This is a genomic window from Candidatus Eisenbacteria bacterium, from assembly GCA_016867715.1.
Taxonomy (GTDB): Bacteria; Orphanbacterota; Orphanbacteria; order Orphanbacterales; family Orphanbacteraceae; genus VGIW01.
Genome location: VGIW01000008.1, coordinates 15,710 through 40,789, shown reverse-complemented (window position 1 = coordinate 40,789; position 25,080 = coordinate 15,710). Strand labels below are relative to the sequence as shown.

Annotated in this window: 23 protein-coding genes; 7 read left to right on the top strand and 16 right to left on the bottom strand. The window is 64.9% G+C overall.

Annotated elements, in window-relative coordinates:
* Positions 1-267 precede the first annotated feature (267 nt).
* The gene (locus FJY73_03030) at positions 268-1,119 is read left to right on the top strand and encodes a hypothetical protein (GenBank protein MBM3319632.1); all 852 of its coding nucleotides are present in this window, start codon (positions 268-270) and stop codon (positions 1,117-1,119) included.
* 19 nt (positions 1,120-1,138) lie between these two features.
* The gene (locus FJY73_03025; protein ID MBM3319631.1) at positions 1,139-1,798 is read left to right on the top strand and encodes a redoxin family protein; all 660 of its coding nucleotides are present in this window, start codon (positions 1,139-1,141) and stop codon (positions 1,796-1,798) included.
* 89 nt (positions 1,799-1,887) lie between these two features.
* Here the strand turns inward: FJY73_03025 and FJY73_03020 are convergent, their stop codons facing one another.
* From FJY73_03020 to FJY73_02960, 13 genes are all read right to left on the bottom strand, one after another.
* A complete protein-coding gene (locus tag FJY73_03020; protein ID MBM3319630.1) occupies positions 1,888-3,198 on the bottom strand; it encodes a DUF4397 domain-containing protein in 1,311 nt (436 codons plus the stop codon).
* A gap of 366 nt (positions 3,199-3,564) precedes the next feature.
* Complete coding sequence (locus tag FJY73_03015; protein ID MBM3319629.1) at positions 3,565-4,773, bottom strand: hypothetical protein; 1,209 nt, start codon at positions 4,771-4,773, stop codon at positions 3,565-3,567.
* A 21-nt stretch (positions 4,774-4,794) separates the two neighbouring features.
* A complete protein-coding gene (locus tag FJY73_03010; protein MBM3319628.1) occupies positions 4,795-6,141 on the bottom strand; it encodes a hypothetical protein in 1,347 nt (448 codons plus the stop codon).
* A 132-nt stretch (positions 6,142-6,273) separates the two neighbouring features.
* A complete protein-coding gene (locus FJY73_03005) occupies positions 6,274-6,948 on the bottom strand; it encodes a chromophore lyase CpcT/CpeT (GenBank protein ID MBM3319627.1) in 675 nt (224 codons plus the stop codon).
* 14 nt (positions 6,949-6,962) lie between these two features.
* Positions 6,963-7,385 (bottom strand): nickel-responsive transcriptional regulator NikR, encoded by a 423-nt coding sequence (nikR, locus tag FJY73_03000; protein MBM3319626.1) that lies wholly within the window; start codon positions 7,383-7,385, stop codon positions 6,963-6,965.
* A 5-nt stretch (positions 7,386-7,390) separates the two neighbouring features.
* Positions 7,391-8,167 (bottom strand): ABC transporter ATP-binding protein, encoded by a 777-nt coding sequence (locus tag FJY73_02995; GenBank protein MBM3319625.1) that lies wholly within the window; start codon positions 8,165-8,167, stop codon positions 7,391-7,393.
* On the bottom strand, positions 8,154-8,711 hold the full coding sequence (locus FJY73_02990) for an ABC transporter permease (GenBank protein MBM3319624.1): 558 nt from the start codon (positions 8,709-8,711) through the stop codon (positions 8,154-8,156). Before FJY73_02990 ends, FJY73_02995 begins: the two co-directional genes overlap by 14 nt.
* Positions 8,708-9,355 carry an energy-coupling factor ABC transporter permease gene (locus FJY73_02985; GenBank protein MBM3319623.1) on the bottom strand — a complete coding sequence of 216 codons (648 nt, stop codon included), beginning with the start codon at positions 9,353-9,355 and terminating at the stop codon, positions 8,708-8,710. The genes FJY73_02990 and FJY73_02985 overlap by 4 nt, the downstream gene beginning before the upstream one ends.
* A gap of 8 nt (positions 9,356-9,363) precedes the next feature.
* Entirely contained in the window at positions 9,364-10,347 is a 984-nt protein-coding gene (locus tag FJY73_02980) for a transporter (GenBank protein MBM3319622.1), read from the bottom strand.
* Positions 10,344-10,775, bottom strand: a complete 432-nt coding sequence (locus FJY73_02975; protein ID MBM3319621.1) for an ABC transporter permease — start codon at positions 10,773-10,775, stop codon at positions 10,344-10,346. The genes FJY73_02980 and FJY73_02975 overlap by 4 nt, the downstream gene beginning before the upstream one ends.
* Complete coding sequence (locus FJY73_02970; protein MBM3319620.1) at positions 10,772-11,488, bottom strand: DUF4198 domain-containing protein; 717 nt, start codon at positions 11,486-11,488, stop codon at positions 10,772-10,774. The genes FJY73_02975 and FJY73_02970 overlap by 4 nt, the downstream gene beginning before the upstream one ends.
* Positions 11,489-11,630: 142 nt before the next feature.
* Complete coding sequence (gene corA, locus FJY73_02965; protein MBM3319619.1) at positions 11,631-12,701, bottom strand: magnesium/cobalt transporter CorA; 1,071 nt, start codon at positions 12,699-12,701, stop codon at positions 11,631-11,633.
* Entirely contained in the window at positions 12,701-12,892 is a 192-nt protein-coding gene (locus FJY73_02960) for a DUF1049 domain-containing protein (GenBank protein MBM3319618.1), read from the bottom strand. The genes corA and FJY73_02960 overlap by 1 nt, the downstream gene beginning before the upstream one ends.
* Before the next feature lie 54 nt (positions 12,893-12,946).
* Between FJY73_02960 and FJY73_02955 the strand changes: the two genes are divergently transcribed.
* The 5 genes from FJY73_02955 to FJY73_02935 all read left to right on the top strand — a co-directional run bounded on the left by FJY73_02955 (position 12,947) and on the right by FJY73_02935 (position 21,420).
* Positions 12,947-14,470: a deoxyribodipyrimidine photo-lyase gene (locus FJY73_02955; GenBank protein MBM3319617.1), complete on the top strand. Its 1,524-nt coding sequence runs from the start codon at positions 12,947-12,949 to the stop codon at positions 14,468-14,470.
* A 39-nt stretch (positions 14,471-14,509) separates the two neighbouring features.
* Positions 14,510-15,511 carry a DUF1722 domain-containing protein gene (locus FJY73_02950; protein MBM3319616.1) on the top strand — a complete coding sequence of 334 codons (1,002 nt, stop codon included), beginning with the start codon at positions 14,510-14,512 and terminating at the stop codon, positions 15,509-15,511.
* Between the two features lie 130 nt (positions 15,512-15,641).
* Positions 15,642-17,135, top strand: a complete 1,494-nt coding sequence (locus tag FJY73_02945; GenBank protein ID MBM3319615.1) for a TolC family protein — start codon at positions 15,642-15,644, stop codon at positions 17,133-17,135.
* A 113-nt stretch (positions 17,136-17,248) separates the two neighbouring features.
* The gene (locus tag FJY73_02940; protein ID MBM3319614.1) at positions 17,249-18,340 is read left to right on the top strand and encodes an efflux RND transporter periplasmic adaptor subunit; all 1,092 of its coding nucleotides are present in this window, start codon (positions 17,249-17,251) and stop codon (positions 18,338-18,340) included.
* The gene (locus FJY73_02935; GenBank protein MBM3319613.1) at positions 18,337-21,420 is read left to right on the top strand and encodes an efflux RND transporter permease subunit; all 3,084 of its coding nucleotides are present in this window, start codon (positions 18,337-18,339) and stop codon (positions 21,418-21,420) included. Before FJY73_02940 ends, FJY73_02935 begins: the two co-directional genes overlap by 4 nt.
* 97 nt (positions 21,421-21,517) lie before the next feature.
* On the opposite strand, the gene FJY73_02930 is transcribed toward FJY73_02935, so the two are convergent.
* The 3 genes from FJY73_02930 to FJY73_02920 all read right to left on the bottom strand — a co-directional run bounded on the left by FJY73_02930 (position 21,518) and on the right by FJY73_02920 (position 25,019).
* Complete coding sequence (locus FJY73_02930) at positions 21,518-23,773, bottom strand: homoserine O-acetyltransferase (protein ID MBM3319612.1); 2,256 nt, start codon at positions 23,771-23,773, stop codon at positions 21,518-21,520.
* Between the two features lie 189 nt (positions 23,774-23,962).
* Entirely contained in the window at positions 23,963-24,376 is a 414-nt protein-coding gene (locus tag FJY73_02925; GenBank protein MBM3319611.1) for a hypothetical protein, read from the bottom strand.
* Positions 24,377-24,614: 238 nt separating this feature from the next.
* On the bottom strand, positions 24,615-25,019 hold the full coding sequence (locus FJY73_02920; protein MBM3319610.1) for a PaaI family thioesterase: 405 nt from the start codon (positions 25,017-25,019) through the stop codon (positions 24,615-24,617).
* Positions 25,020-25,080 lie beyond the last annotated feature (61 nt).

Here is a 25,080-nt window from a genome sequence, read left to right as displayed (position 1 = left end):
GGGGGTTTTCCAGTACAACACGTTGATGATCAATAAGTTGCAGTATCGCCCCATGCAAGGGCGCTCGGCTTCCGATCCACCATTCGCCCCGGCGCGCGGAAACGAGGAACGCGAGGCGGGAAGAAGCCGGCTTCGAGAACGCTTCCGCTCGCTCGGGGGGCTTCTCTCCTCGCGGGGCCCCTCCTCCGTGCCCGACGAGAGCCCCCCGGGCAGTTCGGTGGACCGAGTTTGAAGAATCAATTACAATGGTGGGAGCGGGGGGTTCCCATGGGTGTCCGGTACCGCATGCTCCGCGCCGTTCTCGTCGCCGCGATTCTTGCCTTCGCCTCTTGTCGGGAGGGGGTCCGCGACGGCGAGGAGACGCCCGTCCGGATCCGCCTCGTCGCGAATGAGTCGTCCGTCGTTTCCGGAGGGACGCTCCACCTTGGGATCGTCGTCGACTTGGCGGAGGGTTGGCATGTGTACTGGAAGGGGAGAAGCGACTCGGGCGCCCCGCTCGAGATCCGCGTGGATGCGCCCGACGGGTGCGAGGCCGGAGAGATGCTCTGGCCCGCTCCCGAGCGCCTCGTCTCCCCCGGGGGGATTCTCGATCACGTGTACCGCGAGGATGCTCTCGTGATCGTTCCGTTCCGGGTTCGCGAGGACTTCTCTTCCAGAGATCTCGCGGAGTTCCGCTGCACGGCGAGGTGGGTTGCCTGCCGCGAGGCGTGCGTCGCCGGGACGGATACCGCCGCGCTCATTCTCCCCGTGTCGAGAGCCGGGGAGCAGGCTTCGCTCTCCTTGGACGCGGGTCTCTTCCGCCGAGTGCGGCTCTCGATTCCCGTTCCGCTCCCGGACACGCATCCCGGAGTGCGCGCGCGCTGGGAGGACGATCGGTTCATCGTTCGGGCCGGGGAGGACGACCGGGTGGCGTTCTTTCCCGCGGCGGATTGCGGCGAGCTCGCCGATCCGATCGCGGATGCTGTTTCCGATCGAGGGCTGCTCGCGCTCCGTTTTCGCCGAACGGAGAGCGGAGTCGGTCCCGCAAGCGGTGTCATCGAGATTCGCACCAACGCTCGAAGCCCCGCGGCGTTCTATGAAGTGAACTCCGCGCTCACGGAAGACGGGGCTTCAGACTGACGCAAGGGAGGCGGCTTTCATGTCCCGGTGGAGATGGCCCCGCTCGGGATCGCTCACGCTCGCGACCGCGCTCGCGGCGGTCTTGATCCTCGCCTGCTCGCCGAAGGAGAAGGAGGTGAAGGAACCGCCCGCGCCGATCGCGCTCGGCGCGAAGGTGCCCGGCTTCACCCTGAAGGACACGGACGGCATCGAGCATCGCCTGAGCGATTCCATCGGCAAGAAGATGGTCGTGCTCGAGTGGTTCAATCCGGAATGCCCGTTCATCAAGAAGCATCATCAGGCGAACAAGACGATGAACGATCTGTACGACGCGATGAAGGACGATGTCTTCTTCTTCGCGATCAACTCGAGCGCGCCGGGGATGCAGGGGCACGGTCTCGAGAAGAACCGCCGCGCGAAAGAGGAGTTCGGGCTTCCGTATCCGATCCTCATCGACGAATCGGGCGAGGTGGGTCGGCTCTACAAGGCAAAGACGACGCCCCATGTGTTCGTGATCTGTTTGGACGGCACGCTGATCTATCGGGGCGCCCTGGACGACGATCCGAGCGTAGGAACCCTCGGATCGATCAACTATGTCCGGGTCGCCCTCGAGCAATGCATGGGAAATCGGACGATCTCGGTGCGCGAAACGAAGCCGTACGGATGCAGCGTCAAGTACGCGGCAGGAGAACACAAGTAACGGCCCGGGCATGCTCCGCGTCTTCTTGTCGAAACGGGCCGGCGCCCCGAAAGACGCCGGCCCGTGTTCATTGATAGACACATGAAGATTTAGTTCGGAAGGACTTCCGCGCTCGTCCAGGGGAAAACGCTCGCGACGACGAGAACGAGGTGGAAGGATTCTCCGGACCCCGCGAGTGATCCGGCCGCGACCGCAAACGCCCGAAGGCCGGCGGAGGTCGTCACACCGAACGTAGCGACCGGAGAGGGCTGACCGGTCGCGGCCACGCCGAGCGTGAGCGACGCCGCCGGGACCGACGTCCCCTGGGACGGCGAAACATCTCCGTACGCGAGCCCCGTGAAGTCGGCGATCGGGGTGAACGCCGACCCGGAAACGACACCGACATCGACGGCCGGCGCGTCGGGCGAGGCGTGAACGACGGCCACGCGGGCTCCCCCAGCGGTCTCCAGGAGGTCGTCCCGCGCCGGAAGAAGCGTGAGGCTCCCCTGACCCGCGAATCCGGTCGCGACCGCGAGATACCGCTCCCCCGCCTCGAGGGCCGGGGTGGAAAGGGTGGCGGCCGTCTGGCCGCTCGTTGCGACGCGGAACTCGAGGTTGTAGCTTCCCGGCGGGACCTGGACGGCTCCGGAGAGGTCCCCGAACGAGAGGTCGTCGATGAGAAGAGCGCCGCCCGCGTAGATGTCGACCGTCGGCGCGTCCGGCGAGGCGTGCAAAGCGAAGACCGTCGGGTCCTGGGGAATGAAGCCGATGGCGCCGCTCGGCCCGATCGCGAGCAGGCTGAAGGCGTTCTCCTCGCGCGGCAGGTCGGCCAAGAGACCGGTAGCGATCACGAAGAGCTCTGCTCCCTCCGGAAGCGCCGGAGTCGTGAACGACGTGACCCGCGCAAGAGGGCTCCCCGCCCAGATGGTGATGCGGATCGCCTGGCCGACGGGAAGAGCGATCCCGGCCGCGCCCGTGTCGGCGAACCGATCGAGCGCGGCGATCTCCGGAGTGCCGTCGGCGCCGACGTCGATCGGGACCGTCGGGGCGTCCGGGGAGCCGTGGACGATCCGCACCGCGGCGTTCCCCGAGCCCGGGTTCGCGAACCCCTCGCCGAGAGCGAGAACGCGGAACGCCTGGCCGGCGCTTCCGGGGGCGAGAAGCCCGACGGCGACCGCCGTGATCGTGTCCCCATCGGAGAGGGTCAGGTTTCCGGTTTGATACACGGAGGCCGAACCGGACGGCGCGCCGGCCGGCCGAAGCTGAATGTTGTAGGTCCCCGGATCGATCGCGAGATAGGTGCTCGCTTCTCCGTACGTCAGCCCGCTCACTAGGGGTGTCGCCACCCCCTCGGCGTACACATCCACCCCCGGCGCGTCGGGCGAGGCGTGCACGACCCGGAGGAGGGCGCCCTCGCCCATGTCCGGTCCCGTTGTCGTCGTTATCCCCGCAACCCGCCGCGAAAAGCGCGATTGCCGGCATCAAGAAGAAAACCGCCATCCTTCCCATCCACTGATTTCTCATCTCACCCTTCCTTTCCTCTTCCCGAGGTTCCTTCTCGGGAGCTCGATCCTCTTACCGAAGCGGGCAGTGCATTAACGTGCATATCGTTCATACTACTCAAGAAGGGAGAATCGCGCAAGGGGAAAACGGCAGGGGGCGCGTAGCGTGTAACTAGGTTGAATTAAATAGGTTGCAATGCTTGACGAGATGCAGGGCCTGGAGCTGAGCCGAGGCTATAACGTTCAAAGCGATCAGACAGCACGGTCTCGGACCGTTGGCCGGGGTCAGAACGCCGAGACGATCCCCACGACCGTGCGGCTTCGCTCCTCCTCGAAATCGTACGCGTACTCGCCGAGGAGCCGGAGGTTGCGGGCGAGAAGGTAGGTCGCGCCGCCGGTGACCGTTTCGTAGTCGCCGTGACAGCAATCGGTGGCGACCCGGTTGTAGAGCGCCGTGTAGTGCGTCCGCGAACGCTCGCCGAACGGGGCGAGGACAAGCTCGGCGACGATCCCCTCGGTCTCGAGATCGCGGAGAGCGTCGGGAGAGGCAGCGTCGAACGATGGGTTCGTGTCGCGGCGGAAGAGGTATTGGCCGGTGAGAGCGAGCGGTCCCGCGGCGATGCCGATGTCGGGTCCCCAGTACGTGACCTCGTTCGCGTCGTATTCCGTCCCTTCGGTTCGATCGCCGGCGAACTCCTCCTTGCCGTAGTACCCGAAGAGGCCGATCGAAAAGAGGTCGCCGATGCTCTGAAGCGCGCGGAACCCGAAGTTCTTGTGCTTGTCGTTATCGAACTTCCTGTTCTCGTCCGCTTCGCCTCTGCCGTTTCCGTTCACGATCATCGCCGCGAGGTCGGTTCCGGTCCGCTCGATTCCGTATGTCGCCAGGATCCCGCGGTCGTAAGTAAGGTTGATCCGCGAGAAGCCGATCCGCGTCCGGTAGATCTCGTAATCCTCGAACGTGAGCCGAAGCTCCCTCTTCATGAGAGGGTCGGAGGTTTGGAACTGGCCGACCATGAGATCGAGCGCGCTCCCGCCGATGTCGTTGAAGTGGACGTACGCGTCCTCGATGCCGGCCACCTCTCCTCGCTCCGACATGTAGAAGTAGAAGTAGTACCCGATGTTCTTGTAGAGCGCTCCCCCCGAAAGAAGCTTGAGGCCCCAAGGGATCTGGAGGTCGTTCTCGGTCGGTTGGTCCTCGTCGAAGAGCGCGTACGCATCGAAGCGGACGGCGAGCGGAAAGTCGCGGTTCAGCCAAAGCAACTCGTCCCCTTCCGAGACGTAGTCGCGGGCCTTCTCTTCCTCCGGAATCACGAAGCCGTTTCCGGCGAACTCCTCGCCGTAGTCGTTAAGCCGCGGGGCCGGCGCGTGGCATGTGCTGCACGAGATCTTGTAGCGGCGCGCGAAGGCGGGGATCGCCGCGGCGGGATCGGGAAGGACGAGGAGGGCGGCGAAGAAGAGAAGCGGGATATGCGCGATGCGCGCCGGCGTGTTCATGAGGATCTCCCTTCGACCGGGTCAGTCGTAGAGCTCGACCCAGGTCGACGCTTGGTTGATGAGGACGATCTCGCTCTCTTCGGGCGGAACGCCGAGGAACTCGGCGACCGGCCCGACGAGCTTCTGGTAGTTCAGGACCGCGCGGAAGGTCACCTTACCGACCGCGACCTCTTCGGGCGGTTCCCAGGTGAAGGTTTCGATCTTCGTTTCGCGCGGCCCGATCCGATAATCGACGCCGAACGACTTGGTGTTCCACTGCTGGATGGTCATACGGCCCTTAGGATCGAAGTACGGCATTCGAAAGATGCGGTCGCCCACGGGGATTCCGTCTCGGGGGACCCCCTTGAAATTCGGGATGTCAAGCGCGATCCCCATGTCTTGATAGGCGAGAACCTCCGAAGCGATCGTGTACTCCTCTCCGGCGAAGCTCTTCGGATCGACCGGAAGGTGGTAGACCTTGCCCTTCGAATCGATCGCCTCGACATGGAGCCAAACGATCCGGTCCTCGACCGATCCGGTCGGGATCTTGTGCCCGGCCTTCGCGTTGAAGAGCTGCACCTTGAGAACGACCGCGTCGCGCACGTCGACCTCGCGCGTTTCGGGATGCATCCGGATCTCGACAGCGCCCGCGAGCTTTCCCGGATCGTGCGCCCCGTGGAAGAGGTGCTGCGCGACCGTCCCCTCCTCGGCCATCACGGCGCTCTTGCCGCGGGCGGCCGGCATGTGGCAGTGCCGGCAAAGAACGCCTTCCTCGGAGTACGGCCCTTCCTTCCACTCGATCTGGGTCGCCTTGACCCACGCGCCGTAGGGGCTCATCTCGTTGTGGCAGGTTCCGCAGAACTCCGCCGAGCGCATGAACGCGTTCTCTTCGGTTCCGTGGTACGGCGATTCGAGGCCCGGCTTCGGTCCGAACTTCTTGGGTCCCGGACTCGTGATCCAGTTGAAGTTGTAAGGAATCTCTCCCTCGAATCCCGAAATCGTGTGGCAGAAATCGCAGGAGACCGATTCGTTGGCGCGCGAGTTTCTCTCGGGGCGCGGAGGAGGGACGTCTCCGGCGACGAACGAGAGCGGCGCGTGGCAGCCGTTGCACCCCGCCTTGACCTCGGCGACCTTCTCGTCCTTCTCGGCGTGCGGCACGGCGAGACGGAAGTACTCGATCTCGTCCCAGTGATGCGTGTAGCACTGGGACATCATCGCCTGCCTCCACTGTTCGTAGAAATCGGTGTGGCAGCTCCCGCACGCTTCCGGCGTCTCGTAGCTGTCGTAAGGATGCGCCCCGAGCGCGGCCCCTCCCGAAGCGGCGCTCGCCTGCTGGGCGACCGACAAGAGAATCGGAGTGAAGATGCACGCAAGGACGATTCTTCTCATGGCGGATCCTCCTGTTTCAACGTACCGAGCGCCCTCGATCCTGCGCGATGGCCTGCGCGCCGAGGAGGAAATCGACTCCAAGGTGCCATCCGCGAGGAGCAGAGACAAGTGAAGCCGGCGATTCGGCCCGGATCAGAGACGCTTGAACACGTATCCGCCGCGGGTCGAGCCCCACACTTGGTCGCCGCCCGCATCGAAGCCGCGGTCCCACGTGATGAGCCCGTCCGGTGAGATCGTCGCCTCGGAGGTCGCGTATGCCGCGCCGCGAAGCGTGCTCACGCATCCTGTTCCTCGCGTCGACCCGCGAAAGACCGTCGGTTCCTCGCGCCTCAGGTAGAGCGCGCACCCCTCGCGGATCGAGAGCGAGTCGGGCGCGAGCGCGTCGAAGGCGGCCGGAACGCGCCACGCGCCGACGAATCGCTCCTCGTTCGGAAGCGTGTAGACTTCGCTCGCGAGCGTATCGGCGGAAAGCCGATGCAGGCGATACACTCGTTGCCGATACGGGCGGTGTTCCTGAGCGGCGAGCGCTTGCTCCACGTAGAGCCAGAAGCCGTCCTCGCGCGCCGGCCAGATCCTCTCCATACGAAGCCGGACGTCGAAGAAGGATGAATCGCCGGCTGCCTGTTCGGCACTTCCGAACGAGCCGGTCATCCATGAGGCGAGCGTGTGGAGGTCGCCATCGTCTCGGATCGGAAACGTGCTCTTCGGCGAGCGCCCGAGAGTCGAACACCCCGAAAGGAGCGCCGCGAGGGCCAGCGCAGCCGTGCACCGGGCAAGAACGCTCGCCGTTCGTCTTCTCTCCCGCATTCGTCCCTCCTGGATCATTTCTCGACGGAGGACGCGCCCGTCAGCTTGGAGAAGCGGACGCCGCGAAGCCCTCCGATCTCGATGCTCAGCTTCTCGATCTCCGGCGGCCGGCCCCGGATGATGATCACCTCGAGGCAGTTGTCGTGGTCGAGGTGGACGTGCGTCGCGCAGAGGATGTTCACGTACTTCCGATGTTGGATCTCGATGAGCTTCTCCGCAAGATCCCTCTGATGATGATCGTACGCGATCGTGAGGACGCCGACCACCTCGCGCCGCCGGTCCGCCCATTTCTCCGCCACCATCCGCTCGCGGATGAGATCGCGGACGAACTCGGACCGGGACGCGTATCCTTGGCCGACCATGCGCCGGTCGAGCTCCGCGAGGAGGTCCTCCGGAAGGGAAACGGTGAAGCGGACGGTGTCGTGCTCCTTCGTCATCGTTCTCACTCCCAATCGTGCGCGTGAAAATGCCTGTGCTCCACGCCGGCGTGTCGATGCCGATGAATATGGACCAAGTTCGCCTCGAGGAGCTTTCGTTCGTCCCCGAGAATCCCCTCGATCGGTCCGTCGTAGAGAAGCGTGTGCTTCTCGGAGAGGACGAGCGCGCGCTCTCCGAGCTCCGCTCCGAGGCTCAGGTTGTGCGTGGTCGTCACCGTGGTCACCGAGAGATCCTGGAGGAAGTCGACGAGCCATCCGGTCGTTCGCGGGTCGAGGCTCCCCGTCGGCTCGTCGAGAAGAAGGACTTCCGGCTCGAGCGCGAGGAGCGCGGCGAGGCAAACCTTCTGTTTCTCGCCGGTCGAGAGCTGAAAGGGCGGCCGGTCGAGAAGAGGCGCGATCCCGAGATTCCTTGCCCAGGTTTCGGCGCGATCGTCCGCGCCGCCCAGCCCGAGCCGCCTCGGCCCGAACGCGATCTCGTCGCGCACGGTCGGGTTGAAGATCATCGCGTCCGGATTCTGGAAGAGAAACGCGACGCGCCGCCGGAAATCGCGATGAAACTCCGCGTCGGCCAGAGTCCGCCGATCGACCTTCTTCCCTCGGAAGAAGTAGTGTCCGGCATCCGGGAAGAGGAGCCCGTTGAGGATCCTGAGAAGCGTCGTCTTTCCGCTTCCGTTGCACCCGAGGAGGACGACCTTCTCGCCGCCCGAGATCTTGAACGTCACGCCCTCGAGAACAGGACGGTCGGCGCGGTACGCGTGGGCGACCCCCTCAACGCGGATCACGGAAGAACCCCCGGGAACGCATCGCCTCGGTGATTTCGGTTGAGCTGTGAAGTGCTTTCTCAAGAAAAAACGACCCGGCGGCTCCGGCGTTGCGGTAGAGATCGCGTGTTCCGATCCTCGCGGGGGAGCGGCTCTTGAGGGCGAGCCGGAAGTCGTCGAAGAGTCTTCGAAAGACGATGATCTGCCCGTAGGCCAGCGTGAAGAGATGGAGGAGGGCCGGCGAGAAAGAGAGCGCGCGAAACGGGTTGATCCGGGAGACGAGGAGGAACGCGAGATAGGTGAGAAGGAAGACGCGAAGGTTCATGCGAAGAAGAAACTCCGGCTGGAATGTCCCGCGCAGAAGCGCGAGCGCGGCGTAGGAGACGGAAACGGCCGCGTTGAAGACGAGAATCGCTCGTCCCGCCCGCGCGGCGAGGCGTGGGGCGGACCTCCCCGAGAAGAGAAGAACGACCGCTAGCGTCGCCGCGAGAAGACGGATGTCGTGCACGAGCGTGACGCACAACACCGTGGCGGCATAGAGAAAGAGCGCCGCCTTGTCCCTCATGAGCCACGTTCTTTCGCGAGCTTCGCGAAGAGCCCGCACACGATCACGGTAAGCGCCCCCTCGCCCACGCCGATGACCGCGTGGGGAATCATCACGGCGGGAATCGTAACAGAGAGCCCGAAGGGGAAGAAGAGAGGCGTTCCATCGGGGGAGCGCGCGAGGGAAGGTTGCACGCCGAGCGCGATCGCGAGAACGAGGGCGGCGAAGTTGATCGAGAGCCATCCGGCGGCGAAGAGCGCGGCCCGCTCGTGCAGCGGGCGAAGGAGTCGGTACGAGGCGGCCGCCGCAGTCCCCCCGATGAGGCCCATCGCGAGGGCGTTCACCGGGAGCGACGTGATGCCGCCGCTCCCGAAGAGAAGAGCCTGAAGGAGAAGAACGAGGGAGACGCAAAGAAAGGCGGTCCAGACGCCGAAGAGGACGGCGAGGACGCCGATGCCCGCCGCGTGAACGGACGTCCCCCCGGGGAGCGGGAGGAGGATCATCATGAGGACGAAGCTGAACGCGGTGAGGACCGCGACGCGCGGAATCGCCTCGTCGTCGAGATTCCTCCGAACGCGGCCGAGGGCGTACGACCAGAGACCCGCCGCGGCGACGTAGGCGGGCACGTAAGCCTTCGGGCTGATGAAGCCGTCCGGTATGTGCACGGCGTCTCCTACAGAAGAACGGAGAACGTGAAGAGGGCGCGGACACTCTCTTTCCCTTCCGCGCCCTGTTGGTCGTCTTCTTCGTTGAGGTCGGTCCAAGCGGGGAGCTTCACGCCGAGACCGACGCTCGTGTTCTTCATGTACAAACGAAATCCGGGGACGGCATGGAGCATCGAGCCGCCGGTCGCCTCTTCCCCGACGCCTTCCGCCTCGTCGCGGCCGAGCTTGAGGTAGTTCGCCTCGAGGTTCGCGTCAATGCGGAGCTCGCTCTTCTCCGCGGTGAGAAGGCGCACCGCGAGCGCGGTGTTCGCGCGCGCCTCGTCGCCGAAACGCACTCGCTGGCCGTCGTCGTACTTGTACTCGGAAAATCGGATGAAGGAGGCGTCGAAGACCCAAGTCCATCGGCTCAGGAACTGATTGGTCGCGGTGAAGCCGCCCGAGTAGGAAGGCTTCCCGAAGCCGAGCGACATGCCGGGATCGATCGCGCCGTCCTGGTTCCGGATGTTCGCGTCGCCGGTCGGGAGCGTGAGCCCGCCGTAGAGCGTGAAATGCCAGTCCTCCATGTCGTCGAGGCTCTCCTTCGGCGGGATGAGGCGAAGACCGCCGTCGTACTTGAAACCGAAAACACCCATCGCGGAGAGATCGGCGAATCCGGACGTGTTGAACGAGTTGTCCTCGGTCTTTTTCGTGTAGAACGGCGCGAAGAGATAGAGCGAAAGCGAAGGCGTGACCCCGTAGCCGAGTCCGTACATCCAGAAGGCGTTGAAGTCCCCCTCATCGTCCCTCTCCTCGGTGTACTTCTCGAATCGAGGGTAATCCAGCTTCATGTAGCCGAGGAACTTCCCTTGCGGCAACGTGGCGGAGCTCGACGTCTCGATCGGAGCCCCCGGGCCTTCGAGACCCGCGACGCCGAGCGAGGCGACGCCGTGATGGGCGGCGGCGGTGAAAGGAAGCGCGAGAAGAACGATCGCCGAGAGAGCCTTTCGAATCATCCTTTCCTCCTGGATCGATGGAGACTCCATGCGCCGAAGATTCCGAGAATGATCGCGATCCCGAGAAGGACGCGGACGCCGCGCTCCGATGCCGCGCGCGGGACGGCGGCCGAGGCGAGGGAAGCCTCTGCGTCGACGCGAATGTCGGCGCCGTGTCCGTCCTCGGAAAACGCGCGCACCCTCCATTCGCCTCCGGCGTCCGGAACGAACGCGACCCTTCCAAGCGCGTCGGTGCGCCCGACCTGGAACGGCGTCGTCTCGCCGGGGCGGTAGACCTCGTAAGTTTCGTACGAGAAGACCGGGCCGTCCGCGTAGTGGAAGCGGACGACAACGGCTTCCCCGTGTCCGAGCGTATGGTCGAGATCGTGCGCCGCCGCGCCGGAGAAGACTAGCGCGATCAGCACGAGTGAGTAGAGGGCGCGGGTCACGGCTTCTCCTCGAGCGCGAAGGAGAGAACCGCCGTGCGCACGATCTCGTCCGCCTTCTCCGATTGAAGCGGCGTCCGATGGCTCGCGAGGATCATCTGGAGTCCCGACCGGCGGATCTTCACGTTCACATGCCCCTCGGAGTCGGTCTCCCCTCGGGGTTTCCCGTCGTACACGACGATGGCTCCCGCCGCCGGCTTCCCCTCGATCGTGACGAGAAGACGGAGCTTGTCCCCCTCGTCGAGCGAAAAGGGATCGTGAAGTGGAACGATCTCGAGATCTCCGGTGAGCGGCGCGGCGAACGCATCGCTCCATGTCGCGAGATGCTTCACGCTCTCGTAGGAGAGCCAGCTCGAGATCGGGCTCTCCGCCTCGTTCTTCGGAACGTTCTTCGTTCCGTAGGGCGTCTTCGTCCAGTAGCCGGAGGAGACGAGCGCCGAGGCTGCGGCGCAAGGGCCGCCGAAATCGATCGGGTAGGCGCCCACCGAATCAAGTGCGGCGCCGTTCCCGCTCTCCTCGAAGCAGGACGCGCGGAGAACGTTCTCGATCGGGACTTCCTTGGGCGAGGAAGAGTCGAGGCCGAGGCCCGGGGGATGGCCGTGATAGATCGTCAGTCCCGATCCCTCCATCTGCAGCCAGAGGAGATGTCCCTCGGCGGGAGCGGGGGCACCTAGGAGGAAGACCAGGCAGGCAGAGAAAACCGCGACAACAACCATCGGGCGCCTCCTGTTATTACGAATCTGCAACCCGTAATACTACTCTAGCGGGAGGCGGCCGGCCGGTCAACGTGTCTTTTCACTGGGCCGGAGGCGGCTCGGGGGCGAGCGAATAATGAGCCGGGGTGCCTTCCAAAGCTAATCAGAGCCACTTCTTTCTTCGAAAGAAGAAGAGCATCCCGAGCGCGAGAAGGACCGCCGCCGTCCAGAAGAGCGGGTAGGACCACTTCCAGGAGAGCTCCGGCATGTGCTCGAAGTTCATGCCGTAGACCCCCGCGAGAAAGGTGAGCGGAACGAAGATCGTGGCGGCGATCGTGAGGACCTTCATCACCTCGTTCATCTTGTTGCCGATACTCGAAAGATAAAGATCTTGAAGCCCGGACAGGATGTCCCGATAGGACTCCAGGGAATCGATCACCTGGATCGTATGGTCGTAGACATCGCGGAGAAAGATCTCCGTCCCCTTGCGAACGAGAGTTGATTCGGCCCGCATGAGGCCCGCGACGACCTCGCGGACCGGAAAGACCGACTTCCGAACGTCGATCATTTCCCGCTTCAGCGTGTGGATCACGGTCAGAGTGTTCGGCGTGGGGTGTTCGGTCAGCTCATCTTCCAGCTCTTCGATGTCGTCCCCGAGCTTTTCGAGCGCGACGAAGTAATGGTCCACGACCGCGTCGAGCAGGGCGTAGGCGAGGTAGTCGGCCCCCGCCTTCCGAATGCGGCCGCTGCCCTGCCGAATCCTCTCGCGGATCCGGTCGAACACGTCCCCCTCCATTTCCTGAAACGAGAGAACGTAGTTCGCTCCGAGGACCAGGCTGACCTGCTCGTTTGAGACCCGCCTGTTCTCCTCGTCGTAGCCGATCATGCGAAGTACGATGAACAGGTGGTCGGGGTAGTGCTCGAGCTTCGGCCTCTGCCGGGTGTGAAGGATATCCTCGAGCACGAGAGGATGAAGACCCGGCTTATCGCCGAAGGCTCGAAGAACCGACGGTTCGTGAAGACCGGAGACGTTGACCCAAACCGTGCGGCCGGAGTCGAAATAGGGATATGAGTCAGTCGCGGCTTCGAGGTCCTTCTCCTCGATCCCTTCCGCGTCGTAGGAGAGAACCGAGACGCGGACCTTTTCCGCTCTCCTCTCCCCGGCGAACTCGACGGTTCCCGGCGGGAGGCCCGCTTCCTTTCGTCGTCTTGTAGATGGCCCGCGCACCAACATCAGAACAATCTTCCCCGAAGCTTCGACGCGAGAAGCCCGGCAAGAAACCCGATGAGAAGGAGGATCAAGGCGAGAACGGCTTGCGACATCGAGAGCTTCCAGAAGAGGAGATGGATCGTGGCGATCCCCGTGTTTTGAATGAGAAGAACTGCCGCGAGGATGAGAAGCGCGACAACGAGAACCATGCGCATCGATGGCCTCCATTCCAGAGTCCGGGAAGCTTCTTCGCAGTCCCGGGTTTCACAATGCCCAAGATACGTTATCATGAACATACGGCGTTTGGTACTGCTTCGAAGGAGGCGTCGCCCAAGGTGAGTTCCACCACGATCGTTTGGTTTCGGCGGGATTTGCGGATCGCGGAGAACCCGGCGATTCGGGCGGGAGCCTCGCGCGGCGAGGTTGTTCCGCTCTTCGTATGGGCTCCGGAGGAAGAAGGGAAGTGGGCGCCGGGAGCGGCGGCGCGCTGGTGGCTTCATTTCTCTCTCCTCTCGCTCGAAGGCGCGCTTGCGCGGCTCGGGTCGCCGCTCGTCGTTCGGAAAGGCGGTTCGCTCGCCGTCCTGAAGGTGCTAGTGAAGGAGACCGGCGCGCGATCGGTGGTCTGGAACCGCGCGTACGAACCGGCTTCGCGCGAAAGGGACCTCGCGGTCGAGCAGGCGCTCCGCCGCGAAGGTCTTCTCGTCGAGACGTTCGCCGCTTCTCTTCTCTTCGAGCCTTGGGAGATCGCGACGGGGGAGGGAAAGCCGTATCAAGTCTTCACTCCCTATTGGAGGAAGATCCTCGCCTCGCGGGAACCGGACTTCTCCGATCCGGCGCCGAAGCGGCTCGCCGCTCCTTCGCGCCGACCGAGATCCAAGCGCGTGGCCGATCTCGGTCTTCTACCCTCCGTCGATTGGGCGGACGGGCTTCGCGACGCGTGGACGCCGGGGGAGGAGGGAGCGCGCCGCGCGCTCGAGCGCTTCTTGCGAAACGCGTTCAGCGAGTATGAAGAAGACCGCGACCGTCCCGATCGGATCGGTACGTCGCGCCTTTCCCCCCACCTCCACTTCGGGGAGATCGGGCCAAAGCGGATCTGGATCGAGGCGAGGAAGCAGGAGGCGGCGGAGAGGGGAACGCGTGAAAGCGGAGCCGCGCTCCCTTTTCTCCGCCAGCTTGCTTGGCGCGAGTTCGCTTATCATCTTCTCCATCACTTTCCGCGCACGCCGGAGGAGCCGCTTCGGAACCTCTTCGCCCGTTTCCCGTGGAGGCGGAGCCGCAAGGAGCTCGTCGCTTGGCAGCGCGGCCTCACCGGCTATCCATTCGTGGATGCCGGCATGCGCGAGCTTTGGACGACCGGGTGGATGCACAACCGGGTCCGCATGGTGGCCGCGTCCTTCTTGACGAAGGATCTGCTCCTCCCGTGGCAAGAGGGGGCGCGCTGGTTCTGGGACACGCTCGTCGACGCCGATCTCGCAAACAACACGCTCGGCTGGCAGTGGACCGCGGGCTGCGGCGCCGACGCGGCGCCCTACTTCCGCGTCTTTCATCCGAGCGCGCAGGGCGCCCGCTACGATCCCGAGGGCGCGTACGTCCGGCGCTGGGTTCGGGAAATCTCGGCGCTTCCCTATCGCTTCATCCATGAACCTTGGAAGGCGCCTGAGGAGGTCCTTCGCGCGGCCGGCGTGCGGCTCGGGAAGACGTACCCGCGCCCGATCGTGGACCACCGCGAGGCGCGGGAGCGAACGCTCGCCGCGTACGGGTCGATCAAGAAATCGAGCGCGAAGAAGCGCTGAAGCCGAGAACGCTCCTTCCGAAATCCTCGGGGGAAAACGATGCCGCAACCAGCGAACCGAACCGCCGCCGACGGCTCCGACGCCGCGCCGTTGAAACAGAAGCTCCGTCTCGGAATCAGCTCCTGTCTTCTCGGAGACCTCGTTCGCTTCGACGGCGGACACAAGAAGGACGACTTTCTCGTCCGCGTCCTCGGGGATTACGTCGAGTGGATCCGGGTCTGCCCGGAAGTCGACATCGGGCTCGGCACGCCGAGGGAATCGATTCAATTGGAGAGACGAGCCGGCGAGATCCGTCTCGTGGGGGTGCGCTCCGGAGCCGACCATACGGAAAAGATGAGAGAGTACGCGCGAGACAAGTCGGCTGAAATCACCGGCTGGGACCTTCGCGGGTACGTGCTCAAGAAGGACTCGCCGTCGTGCGGAATGGAGCGCGTGCGGATCTACGACGCAAACAACGTGCCGTCGAAGGACGGCGTCGGGATGTTCGCCGAAGCGCTGCTCGAGCGGAATCCGCTTCTCCCGGTCGAGGAGGAGGGACGCCTTCGCGATCCAAGACTCCGCGAGAACTTCATCGCGCGAATCTACGCCTACGATCGCTGGTTGAATCTTAAAGCATCTGGGCCGAAGGCGCGCGACGTGATCGCGTTTCACACCGCGCACAAGCTCCTTCTTCTCGCGCATAGTCCGGAGCACTACCGTGTCCTCGGGAAGCTTGTCGCGGAGGCAGGTCTCCTCCCGATCGACGAGCTTCTCGCGCGCTACGAAACGGACCTCATGGCCGGACTCAAACGGGTTGCCTCTCCCGGGCGCCACACGAACGTTCTTCAACATCTGGCCGGCTTTCTCAAGGATGAGCTCGACGCGGCGGACAAGGCGGAGCTTCACGATATCATCGGGGAGTATCGGGCGGGACACGTTCCCCTCATCACGGCTCTCACGCTGCTCAATCATCATCTCCGGCGGCTCGGGCACGCATGGGTGGAAGCGCAGGCGTATCTCGCGCCTTATCCCCGGGAGCTCGCGTTGCGAAGCGCGGTGTAGCCGCGGCCGGCCGCGGGACGTGCGAGCCCGGTTGCGCGACTCGCCGTCGAGGCATAGCATGATGCCATTGTCCGCAAGGAGCGGGCGGAAGCCGGGGAACGTCGCGAAGATCGGCGCGGCCCGGGGAATCATGAGAAAGACGACGAGCGACGCGAGGGGAAGAGAGAACCGAACGGCTCTCGCCGTTTCTCTTCTTCTCTTCTTCGCCTTCGTTCTCGGGTGCGCGCATCACCCCCCGTCGGTTCGCGGGGTTCCGGGCGCGTCCCCCGCTCCTCAGATTCCGTGGACGCCCCCGCGCGCTTCCGCGCCTTCCCTCGCCGCCCGAGCGCCGGAGATCCCGCCCGAGCTTCTCTCTCTCGCGCGGGAGTGGACGCTCGCCGACATCGTCGACATCGCCCTTCGAAACAGCGCCGAAACGCGCGAGGCGTGGGAAGACGCGCGCTCGGCGGCGGCGGCGTACGGCGGCTCGCTCGCCGATCGATACCCTTCGGTTCATCTTGGAGCGGAGGCCGCCCGCGCGAGAACCTTCTCCTCGGACGGATCCGAGAACGATCGAGAGACGTACGGCGCATCGGCTGATCTCGCGTATCTCCTTTACGATTTCGGCGGGCGAGGGGCATCGATCGACGAATCGCGGCAGGCGCTCTTGGCGGCGGGGTGGATGCACAACGCGGCGATTCAGGACGCGGCGCTTCGCGTGCAGCAAGCGTACTACGGCTACGTGGCCGCGAAGGCGCTGCTCGAAGCGAAGCTCTCCACGCTCGAGGAGGCGCGCGTCGGCTTCGAGGCCGCTGAGGAGCGCCATCGCTCGGGACTCGCGACGATCGCCGACGTTCTCCAGGCGCGAACCGCTCTCTCGCAGGCGGCGCTCGCCGTCGAGGAGCTTCGGGGAGAAACCTTGACGACGCGCGGCGTGCTCGCGACGGCGATGGGCCTCTCCGCGAACACCGATTTCGATGCCGCTCTCCCGCCCGAGGAGCTTCCGTCCGATCCTGTGCTCGAGGGGATCGATCGCTACTTGGAGAAGGCGCTCGCCGCGCGGCCGGACCTTGCGGCGGCGCGCGCCCGTGCGCTCCAAGCGCGCGCTCATTCGCGCAAAGTCCGAGCCGATGGTCTCCCGAGATTGACTCTCTCCGCCGGCGCGGAACGAAGCTACGCGGGAGATCCGGACGAATACGACGACATCTACCGCGGTCTTCTCTCGGTTCGTTTCCCGCTTTTCACGGGCTTCTCGCACCGGTACGCCCGCTTCGAGGCGGAGGCGGACGCGGCGGCCGCGGAGGCGCGGCTCCGCGAGGCGGAGCAAGCCGTCGTTCTCGATGTGTGGACGAGCTACTACGACTTTAGGACCGCCGGAACGCGGGTACGGGCGAGCGAGGATCTCGTGAAGAGCGCCTCGGAGTCGCACGACGTCGCTCTCGGTCGCTATCGATCCGGAGTGGGGAGCGTGCTCGATCTTATGGCCGCCCAGAGCGCGCTCGAGAACGCCCGCGCGGAGCGTGTCCGCGCGCGGTCGGACTGGTTCCTCTCGCTCGCGCGGCTCACACGCGCCGTCGGCGAGCCGATCTCCTCGTCCGCGGGAGCGCGGATGGAGAAGGAAACCGGCGCCGGGAAGGACGAATAGAAATGAGTCGATTCCCATTCGCGCGTCCGCAAGATCTGCAAAACCGCGGTCGTCGATCCGAACGCGGGCACGGCGGCGACGCGCTGTTTCCGTTGCTCATCGTCTGTTCATTCGTGTTTCAAGGGTGTGGAGGCGGAGAAGGCCGGGAAGCCGGGACGCCGCACGAGCGCCCGGCGGCTCCGGTCGTCGTCCGCGAGGCGGTGCGTGCGGACGTTCCCCTTGAAGTGAAAACGATCGGGACTGTGGAGGCGTACCGCGCGGTCTCGGTTCGCCCGCGGATCGCGGGAGAGATCGAGCGCGCGGTCTTCGAACCGGGCGCGGAAGTGCGGCGCGGAGATCTTCTCTTCGTAGTCGATCGGCGTCCTTTCGAGGCGGCGCTTCGGCAGGCGGAGGCCGATTCCGCGAGAGACGCGGCGCGCGCGGCGAGCGCGGAGGCGACCGCTCAGCGCTATGCGGACCTCGTCGAGAAAGGCTACGTCACGAGGAAGCAATACGACGAGGCTCTCGCCGACGCCGAAGCGTGGAGGGCGGCCGTGCGCGCGGACGAGGCGGCCCTCGAAACCGCGCGCCTCAATCTGGACTTCTGCTCGATTCGCGCGCCGATCGGAGGCCGCGCGGGGGACATCCTCGTTCACCCGGGCAACTTGGTCCGAGCGAACGACGAGAGCCCTCTCGTCGTGATCCATCAGATCACGCCCGTTTACGTGGGCTTCTCCGTTCCCGAGCGAAGGCTCTCCGCGATCCGCCGGCACGCGGACGAGGGAACGCTGCGCGTGGAGGCTTCGCTCCCCGGCGAGACTGCGTCCGCGGGCGAGGGGGAGCTGACGTTTCTCGACAACGCCGCCGATGAGGCGACCGGCACGATCCTTCTCAAGGCGACGTTTCCGAACGAGAAGCGCACTCTCTGGCCGGGGCAGTTCGTCGACGTGAAGCTCACGCTCGCGACGGAGAAGGGCGCGGTCCTCCTTCCCGAGGAAGCGATCCAGACCGGTCAACAGGGGAGCTATGTGTTCATCGTCGGGCCGGGCGACACGGCCGAGCTTCGCCCGGTCCGGACGGGGGCGCGCTGGAACGGAGGAGTCGTCATCGAGGAGGGCGTGCGCGCGGGCGAAAAGGTCGTCACCGAAGGCCAGATCCGGCTCTTTCCCGGAGCGAAGGTCGCCGTGAAGTCCGAAGCGGAACCGGCCGGAGCGGCGGTTCGATGAACTTCTCCGAGCTCTTCATCCGAAGGCCGGTGATGACGACTCTCGTCATGCTCGGCATCCTCGCCTTCGGCGCGGTCGGATATCGATCGCTTCCGGTGAGCGATCTTCCCAACGTCGATTTCCCAACGCTTCAAGTTTCAGCGTCCCTTCCGGGCGCTTCCCCCGAGACGATGGCCTCCTCGGTCGCCACCCCGCTCGAGCGGCAGTTCTCCACGATCGCCGGCCTCGAGTCGATGAACTCGACCAACTCGCTCGGCGTCTCGCAGATCACGCTCCAGTTCGATCTTGGGCGAGATCTCGACGCGGCGGCGCAGGACGTGCAGGCCGCGATCGCCGCCGCGCTGCGCCAACTCCCGCCCGACATGCCCGCACCGCCGTCGTACCGCAAGGTGAACCCGGCGGATCAACCGATCCTTTACATCTCGCTCACGTCCGCGACCCTTCCGCTCTACGCCCTCAACGAGTTCGGAGAGACGATGCTCGCCGAGCGGATCTCGATGGTGAACGGGGTGGCGCAAGTTCTCGTCTTCGGATCGCAGAAATACGCGGTTCGTGTGCAGCTCGATCCGGCGGCGCTAGCGAGCCGGGGGATCGGAATCGACGAGGTGGAAAACGCGATCCGCGCCGCAAACGTGAACCTCCCCACCGGCTTTCTCGACGGGCGGGCGACCGCCTTTACGATCCAGTCGAGCGGGCGCCTGATGGAAGCGGAAGCCTACCGGCCGGTCATCGTGGCTTATCGGAACGGCAGTCCGGTGCGCCTCGAGGATGTCGGGCGCGTCTTGGACGGAGTGCAGAACGACAAGATCGCCGCGTGGTATGTCGATCAGCGCGCGATCGTTCTCGCCGTGCAGCGCCAGCCGGGAACGAACACCATGCAGGTGACGAGGGCCGTGCGCGATCTCCTTCCGAGCTTCCGCGAGAAGCTCCCCGGCGCAGTTTCGATGCACGTGCTCTTCGACCGGTCCGAGTCGATCCAGGAATCGGTGCGGGACGTGAAGTTCACACTGCTCCTCACGCTCGTGCTCGTCGTCGTCGTGATCTTCCTCTTTCTTCGGAATCTTTCTGCCACCCTCATCCCATCTCTGGCTCTTCCGCTCTCGATCGCCGGTTCCTTCGCGGCGATGCGGCTGCTCGGTTTCAGTTTGGACAACCTCTCGCTGATGGCGCTCACTCTTTCGCTCGGTTTCGTCGTGGACGACGCGATCGTCATGCTCGAAAACATCGTGCGTCACATGGAGAAGGGCGAAACCCCTTTCGAGGCCGCTCGAAACGGTTCCCGCGAGGTCGGGTTCACGATTCTCTCGATGACCTTCTCCCTCGTCGCCGTCTTCATCCCGGTCCTCTTCATGGGCGGCATCCTCGGGCGTCTGTTCCAGGAGTTCTCCGTGACGATCGCGGTCGCGATCCTGATCTCCGGCTTCGTGTCGCTCACGCTGACGCCGATGATGGCGAGCCGCTTCTTGAAGGCGTCCGGAGAGAGCCGACACGGACGGCTCTATGCCGCCTCCGAGCGCGCCTTCCAAGCGATGCTCGCCGTCTACGAAAGGGGACTTGCCTGGTCTCTTCGTCATCGCCGGATCACGCTCGCCTACTCCGCGCTCGTTCTCGTTCTCAGCATCTTCCTCTTCCAGGCGATCCCGAAGGGCTTCATGCCGAACGCGGATACGGGTCAGCTCTTCGGCGCTACGGAATCTCAGGAAGGAACCTCGTTCGAGACGATGGTGCGGTACCAGAAGACGGCGGCGGCCATCCTCGCCGAAGACCCGAACGTCGAGGCGTTCATGTCGAACGTCGGGGGAGGAGGGAGAGCGACCGGATCGAGCACGCAGGGAGTTTTCTTCGTTCGCCTGAAGCCGCGCGCGGAGAGATCGCTTTCGCCGGAAGAGATCATCGAGAAGCTCCGGCCGAAGCTCGGCCGAATTCCGGGAATCCGAGTGTTCCTTCAGAATCCGCCGCCGCTTCGGATCGGTGGACAGCTCACGAAGAGCCAATATCAATTCACACTTCAAGGGGCGGATACCGACGAGTTGTACGCGAGCGCCGGCGATCTCGAGAGGCGCATGCGCGATCTGCCGGGCCTCACGGACGTCACGAGCGATCTCAGAATCCGGAACCCGCAGGTGAACATCGATATCGATCGAGATCGAGCCTCGGCCCTCGGGGTTTCGGCCCGCCAGGTGGAGGAGACGCTCCGGAATGCTTTCGCTTCGGGCCAGATCTCGACGATCTACGCGCCGAACAACCAATATGCGGTGATTCTCGAGCTGCTTCCCGAATATCGCCTGGATCCGGCGACCTTCTCGACGCTGTACGTTCGTTCCTCGAAAGGGCGTCTGGTCCCGCTCGGCGCGCTGGCGGACATCACCGAGTCGGTCGGACCTTCATCGGTGAACCATCTCGGCCAGCTCCCCGCCGTGACGATCTCGTTCAATCTCGAACCGGGCGTCGCCCTCGGAGAGGCGGTGGGGCGCGTGCAGGAGCTTGCGCGCGACGTCCTTCCGCCGACGATCGTGACGAGCTTTCAGGGGACCGCCCAGGCCTTTCAATCCTCCGTGCGAGGCCTCGGGATTCTCCTTCTCGTCGCAGTTCTTGTCATCTACCTCGTGCTCGGAATCCTCTACGAAAGCTTCATCCATCCGATCACGATCCTCTCGGCTCTCCCGTTCGCGGGCTTCGGCGCCCTTCTCACGCTCCTTGCTTTCCGTGTGGAGCTCAGCATCTATGCGTTCGTGGGCGTCATCATGCTCGTGGGCCTCGTGAAGAAGAACGGAATCATGATGATCGACTTCGCGCTGGAGGCGGAGCGAACGGAAGGGAAGAACCCCGAGGAAGCGATCTTCCAGGCGTGTCTCATCCGTTTTCGTCCGATCATGATGACCACCATGTCCGCGCTGATGGGCACTCTGCCGATCGCCGTCGGATACGGAGCGGGAGCGGAGTCGAGACAGCCCCTCGGCCTCGCGGTCGTGGGAGGGCTTCTCTTCTCGCAGTTCCTGACGCTCTTCGTCACGCCCGTCTTTTATTTGTACATGGAGGGTTTCCAGCGGAAGGTTCGCCGCGGCTTTCGCCCGAGGTGAGACGGGGCCGGTTCTTCCTTGGCGGATGCTCGCGCGATCGAGCGGAACCGTTTCTTCATGCTCGCGAGTCCGACTCGCGTTTCCGCGATGCGGAAACTCATCCGCTCGCCAAGAACGAATCGAGAACGGGGACGGAACCCGGCGCGGGAGCATCCGAAAAGAACGCTGTTCCGTCCCGCATGGCGAGATGCCGTTCGAAGCGCGGCGGGGCCGGCTTTCTCGGCGGGCGGGGGAATTGCCCGGTCCAGCTCCGGCTCGGGTGAAAGAGGCCGACGAGGTCGTTGAAGACGGCCGTTGCGACGGGAAGACTCCCGCGTCCTTTTCCGATGTAAACCATTTCGCCCCCCTCGCCGCTCCGCAGGATCACCACGTTATCTTCGGCTCGAACCGAACCGAGGTGCCCTTCCGCGGGGACTGCCGCCGGGAGAACGCCGGCCTCGAGTCCTTCCGCAAGAGAGCGATAGATCGCGACGAGCCGCACGCGAAGACCGAGCGGGATTGCCGCCCGCGCGAGCACCGGGTCGATCGTCTCGATTCCCTTCACGAACAGATCGGAAGCGGTGATGCGCGCTTCCTCGGCGCGCGAGAGGAGAACGGCGAGCTTCTGCGCGGAGTCCCAGCCGGACGTGTCGAGCTCCGGGTCGAACTCCGAGAAGCCTTCCTCGCGGAGAAAGCGGGTCGCCTCGTCGAACGTCGCTCCCGATTCGATCCGCTCGAGGGCGGCGCCGGCCGCGGAGGAAAGAATCGCCTCGATCGACGAAACAACGATGCCGCCGAGCGGGCGCTCGATCGCGTAGAGGAGCGGCCAACCGGCGGAGATCGCGTTCTGATAGGCGAGCCGCACGCCGCGTTCGAGGGCGAGCGATTCGAGTCGCGCGCCGTGCTCGTGAACAAGGGACTTGTTCGGTGTGACGACCGGAAGCCGCCGCTCGATCGCCTGTTCGATGATCCTATGGGCGTCCGTTCCGCTCGTCGCCTCGACGAGCGCGTCGATGTCCTTTCTTCGGACGAGCGCCTCCGGGTCGCGTCCGAAATCAGCCCCCTCGAACTCGGGCCCGGGTCTCTTCTCCGGGTCGGTGTCCGCGACGGCGGCGACGACGAACTCGAGCCCGTACTCGCGACGGGTTACCTCGTGCCGATCCGCGAGGAGTCGCGCGAACAAGGAAGCCACGCGCCCCGCCCCGAGAATCCCGATTCGCACGACGCGGATTTCCCGCTCCGCCGGCGTCGGCACGATCCTCGGTTCCCGTTCGAGGAGCCCGCGGATGCACGCTCCGATCGGCCGTGTTTCGATGAACACGGCGTCGTGCCCGTGCGGCGAGCGGATCTCCGCGTACTCGACCGGCTTCCCGAGATGACGGAGAACGTCCGCCCCCTGATGGACCTCGGCCGGCGGGTAGAGGTTGTCGCTGCTCACACCGACGACGAGCACGCGGCATCGCACGCGGTCGAGCGCCGCGATGAGCCCGCCCCGCCCCTCGCCGATATCGTGGAGGTCCATCGCGCGGCTGAAGAGAAGATACGTATACGGATCGAAGCGGCGGACGATCCGCTTTCCGTGATGACGGAGCCACGACTCGATGTTGAACATCCCGCGCTCCCCGAGCACGGAGCCGGGCTCGCGGAACCACACGCGGCCGAACTTCTCCTCGAGTCCGACCGGAGAGCGATAGCTCAGCATTCCGACGCCGCGCGCCACCATCCGCCCCCAATCCGCCATCGCCGGGTCTTCTCGAAGATCGAGCTCGATCCCGCGTCTCTGCAGCCAGTTCAATCCGATCTGGTACGCGGTCGTGCGGAGCGGCGCGGCGACGATCACCGCGAGGTCCAGATCCTCTCCCGCCTCGATCGCCCATTCCCACGCGATCATTCCGCCCATGCTCGGTCCAACGACCATGCGGAGCCGCTCGATCCCGAGCTGCTTCACGAAGAGACTTTGGACCCGCATCATGTCGCTCGGAGACAGAAGCGGGAAACGATCGAGGTAAGGGCCGCCGTCCGGCGCCGGGAAGCGCGGACCGGTCGTGCCGTAGCATCCGCCGAGGAGGTTCGGGCAGACGACGAAGTACCGGTTCGTGTCGATCGAGTTTCCGGGACCGATCACCCCTTCCCACCATCCGGGAGGCTCGCCCGCGAACGATCCGGTCGCGTGACAATCGGCCGTCAGGGGATGCGCGATGAGGACCGCGTTGTTCTTGCGCTCGTTCAGAACGCCCCACGATTCGAAGCTCACCTGGATCGAGGGGATGCACGCGCCGCGAGCGGTCGTGAAACCGTCGGGAAGACGGAGGTGCTCGACTTTCGCGAGTTCGACCGTCGGCGATTTCCACCAGAGTTCTCGGTGTTCGTCCATTCTTCACCGCGGCGGCCGGTCGCGCGAGATGGTCGCCGACGAGGGTCGCCTGATTCACGCGGCAGGCAGCGGGCGTCCGTCCCGTCTCCAAAGGAATGGAGCGAGAGTCTCCGGCTTGCCCGATACGTGTTCGGGGGGAGGCTCAGTGCCCGATCCTTTATCCACGAAGGGATCAGGCGCCGAGAGCGGCTAGACGCCGAGCGCGCGGGCGGCTCGCTCGAACTCCTCCGGCTTCACGTAGAAGATGTAGCCGTAGCCGCCCTTGCCGTCGGTCACCCCGTTCGATGCGTAGACGTTGACGCTGGCCTCGAAGAGCTTCCGGTGGATCTCCGAGATCGCTCCCAACCTGTCGTCGCCCTGAACGAGGAACGCGCGGTGCGGTCCGATGAGAACCATGTCCGAGTCGGCCGCCGCCCGCGCGAGGCTTTGTACGTCTTCTGGGAAGAGGACGAGCTGCGTGTTGCCGAGGCCGCACGGAACGGCGCTGAACGCGAGGAGGTTGACTCCCGATGCGCGCAGGCGACTCAGAATCTCGAACGCCTCGCCCGGTCGGTCCTTGACCGTGGCGTGGAAGTAGTCGATCCGGCGAACCCTGGTTTCCATGCATGTTCCTCCCGCCGAAGAAGACGATCTCCGGGCCCGACTCTCACGCATCCGCACCGGCGAGCGGACCTCGCGGAGGGCTTCGGGATCCCGAGGATCGACGAACGAACCCGCGTCGATTCTACCAAGAGCCGGCGCGGCGAGTCCACGCGAAACACGGGCTCGCTTTGCGGGCCGCGCGAGGCTGCTCCTACGAGCGAGCGGTTCAACCGATTGGAAAACAACGGATTGCGGGGCGTCATTCCGCGGCGGGCTTCGCGAGCACGACGAACCTCGCCTCGGCCGACGCTCGTTCCTCCCCTTCCTGAACGAGGACCGCCGACGCGCGCACGAGGCGTCCTCTCCGATCCTCGACGCGCGCCCGGACATGAACCTCGCGATCGGTCCGCGCGGGTTTTCGAAAGGTCACCGAAAGCTCCGCGGTCGCCGCGCCGGGGGCGACCGTGAGAACCGCGTGCGCCATCGCCTCGTCGAGAAGGGCCGAAATGATTCCACCATGAAGAATATTCCGGAAGCCTTGGTACTCCCTTTCCGGCATCCACCGGATCTCGCATCGACCGTCCGCTTTGTTCGGCTCGACGCGAAGACCGATCGGGTTCGCCGGTCCGCAAAGGTAGCAGTAGCGGTCGTCTTCGAAACGCATCGGCTCGTCCACCTCCCCGTCCTCGCTCTCGGTTCATTGTAAGGAGTTCGAGCTCCTGAGT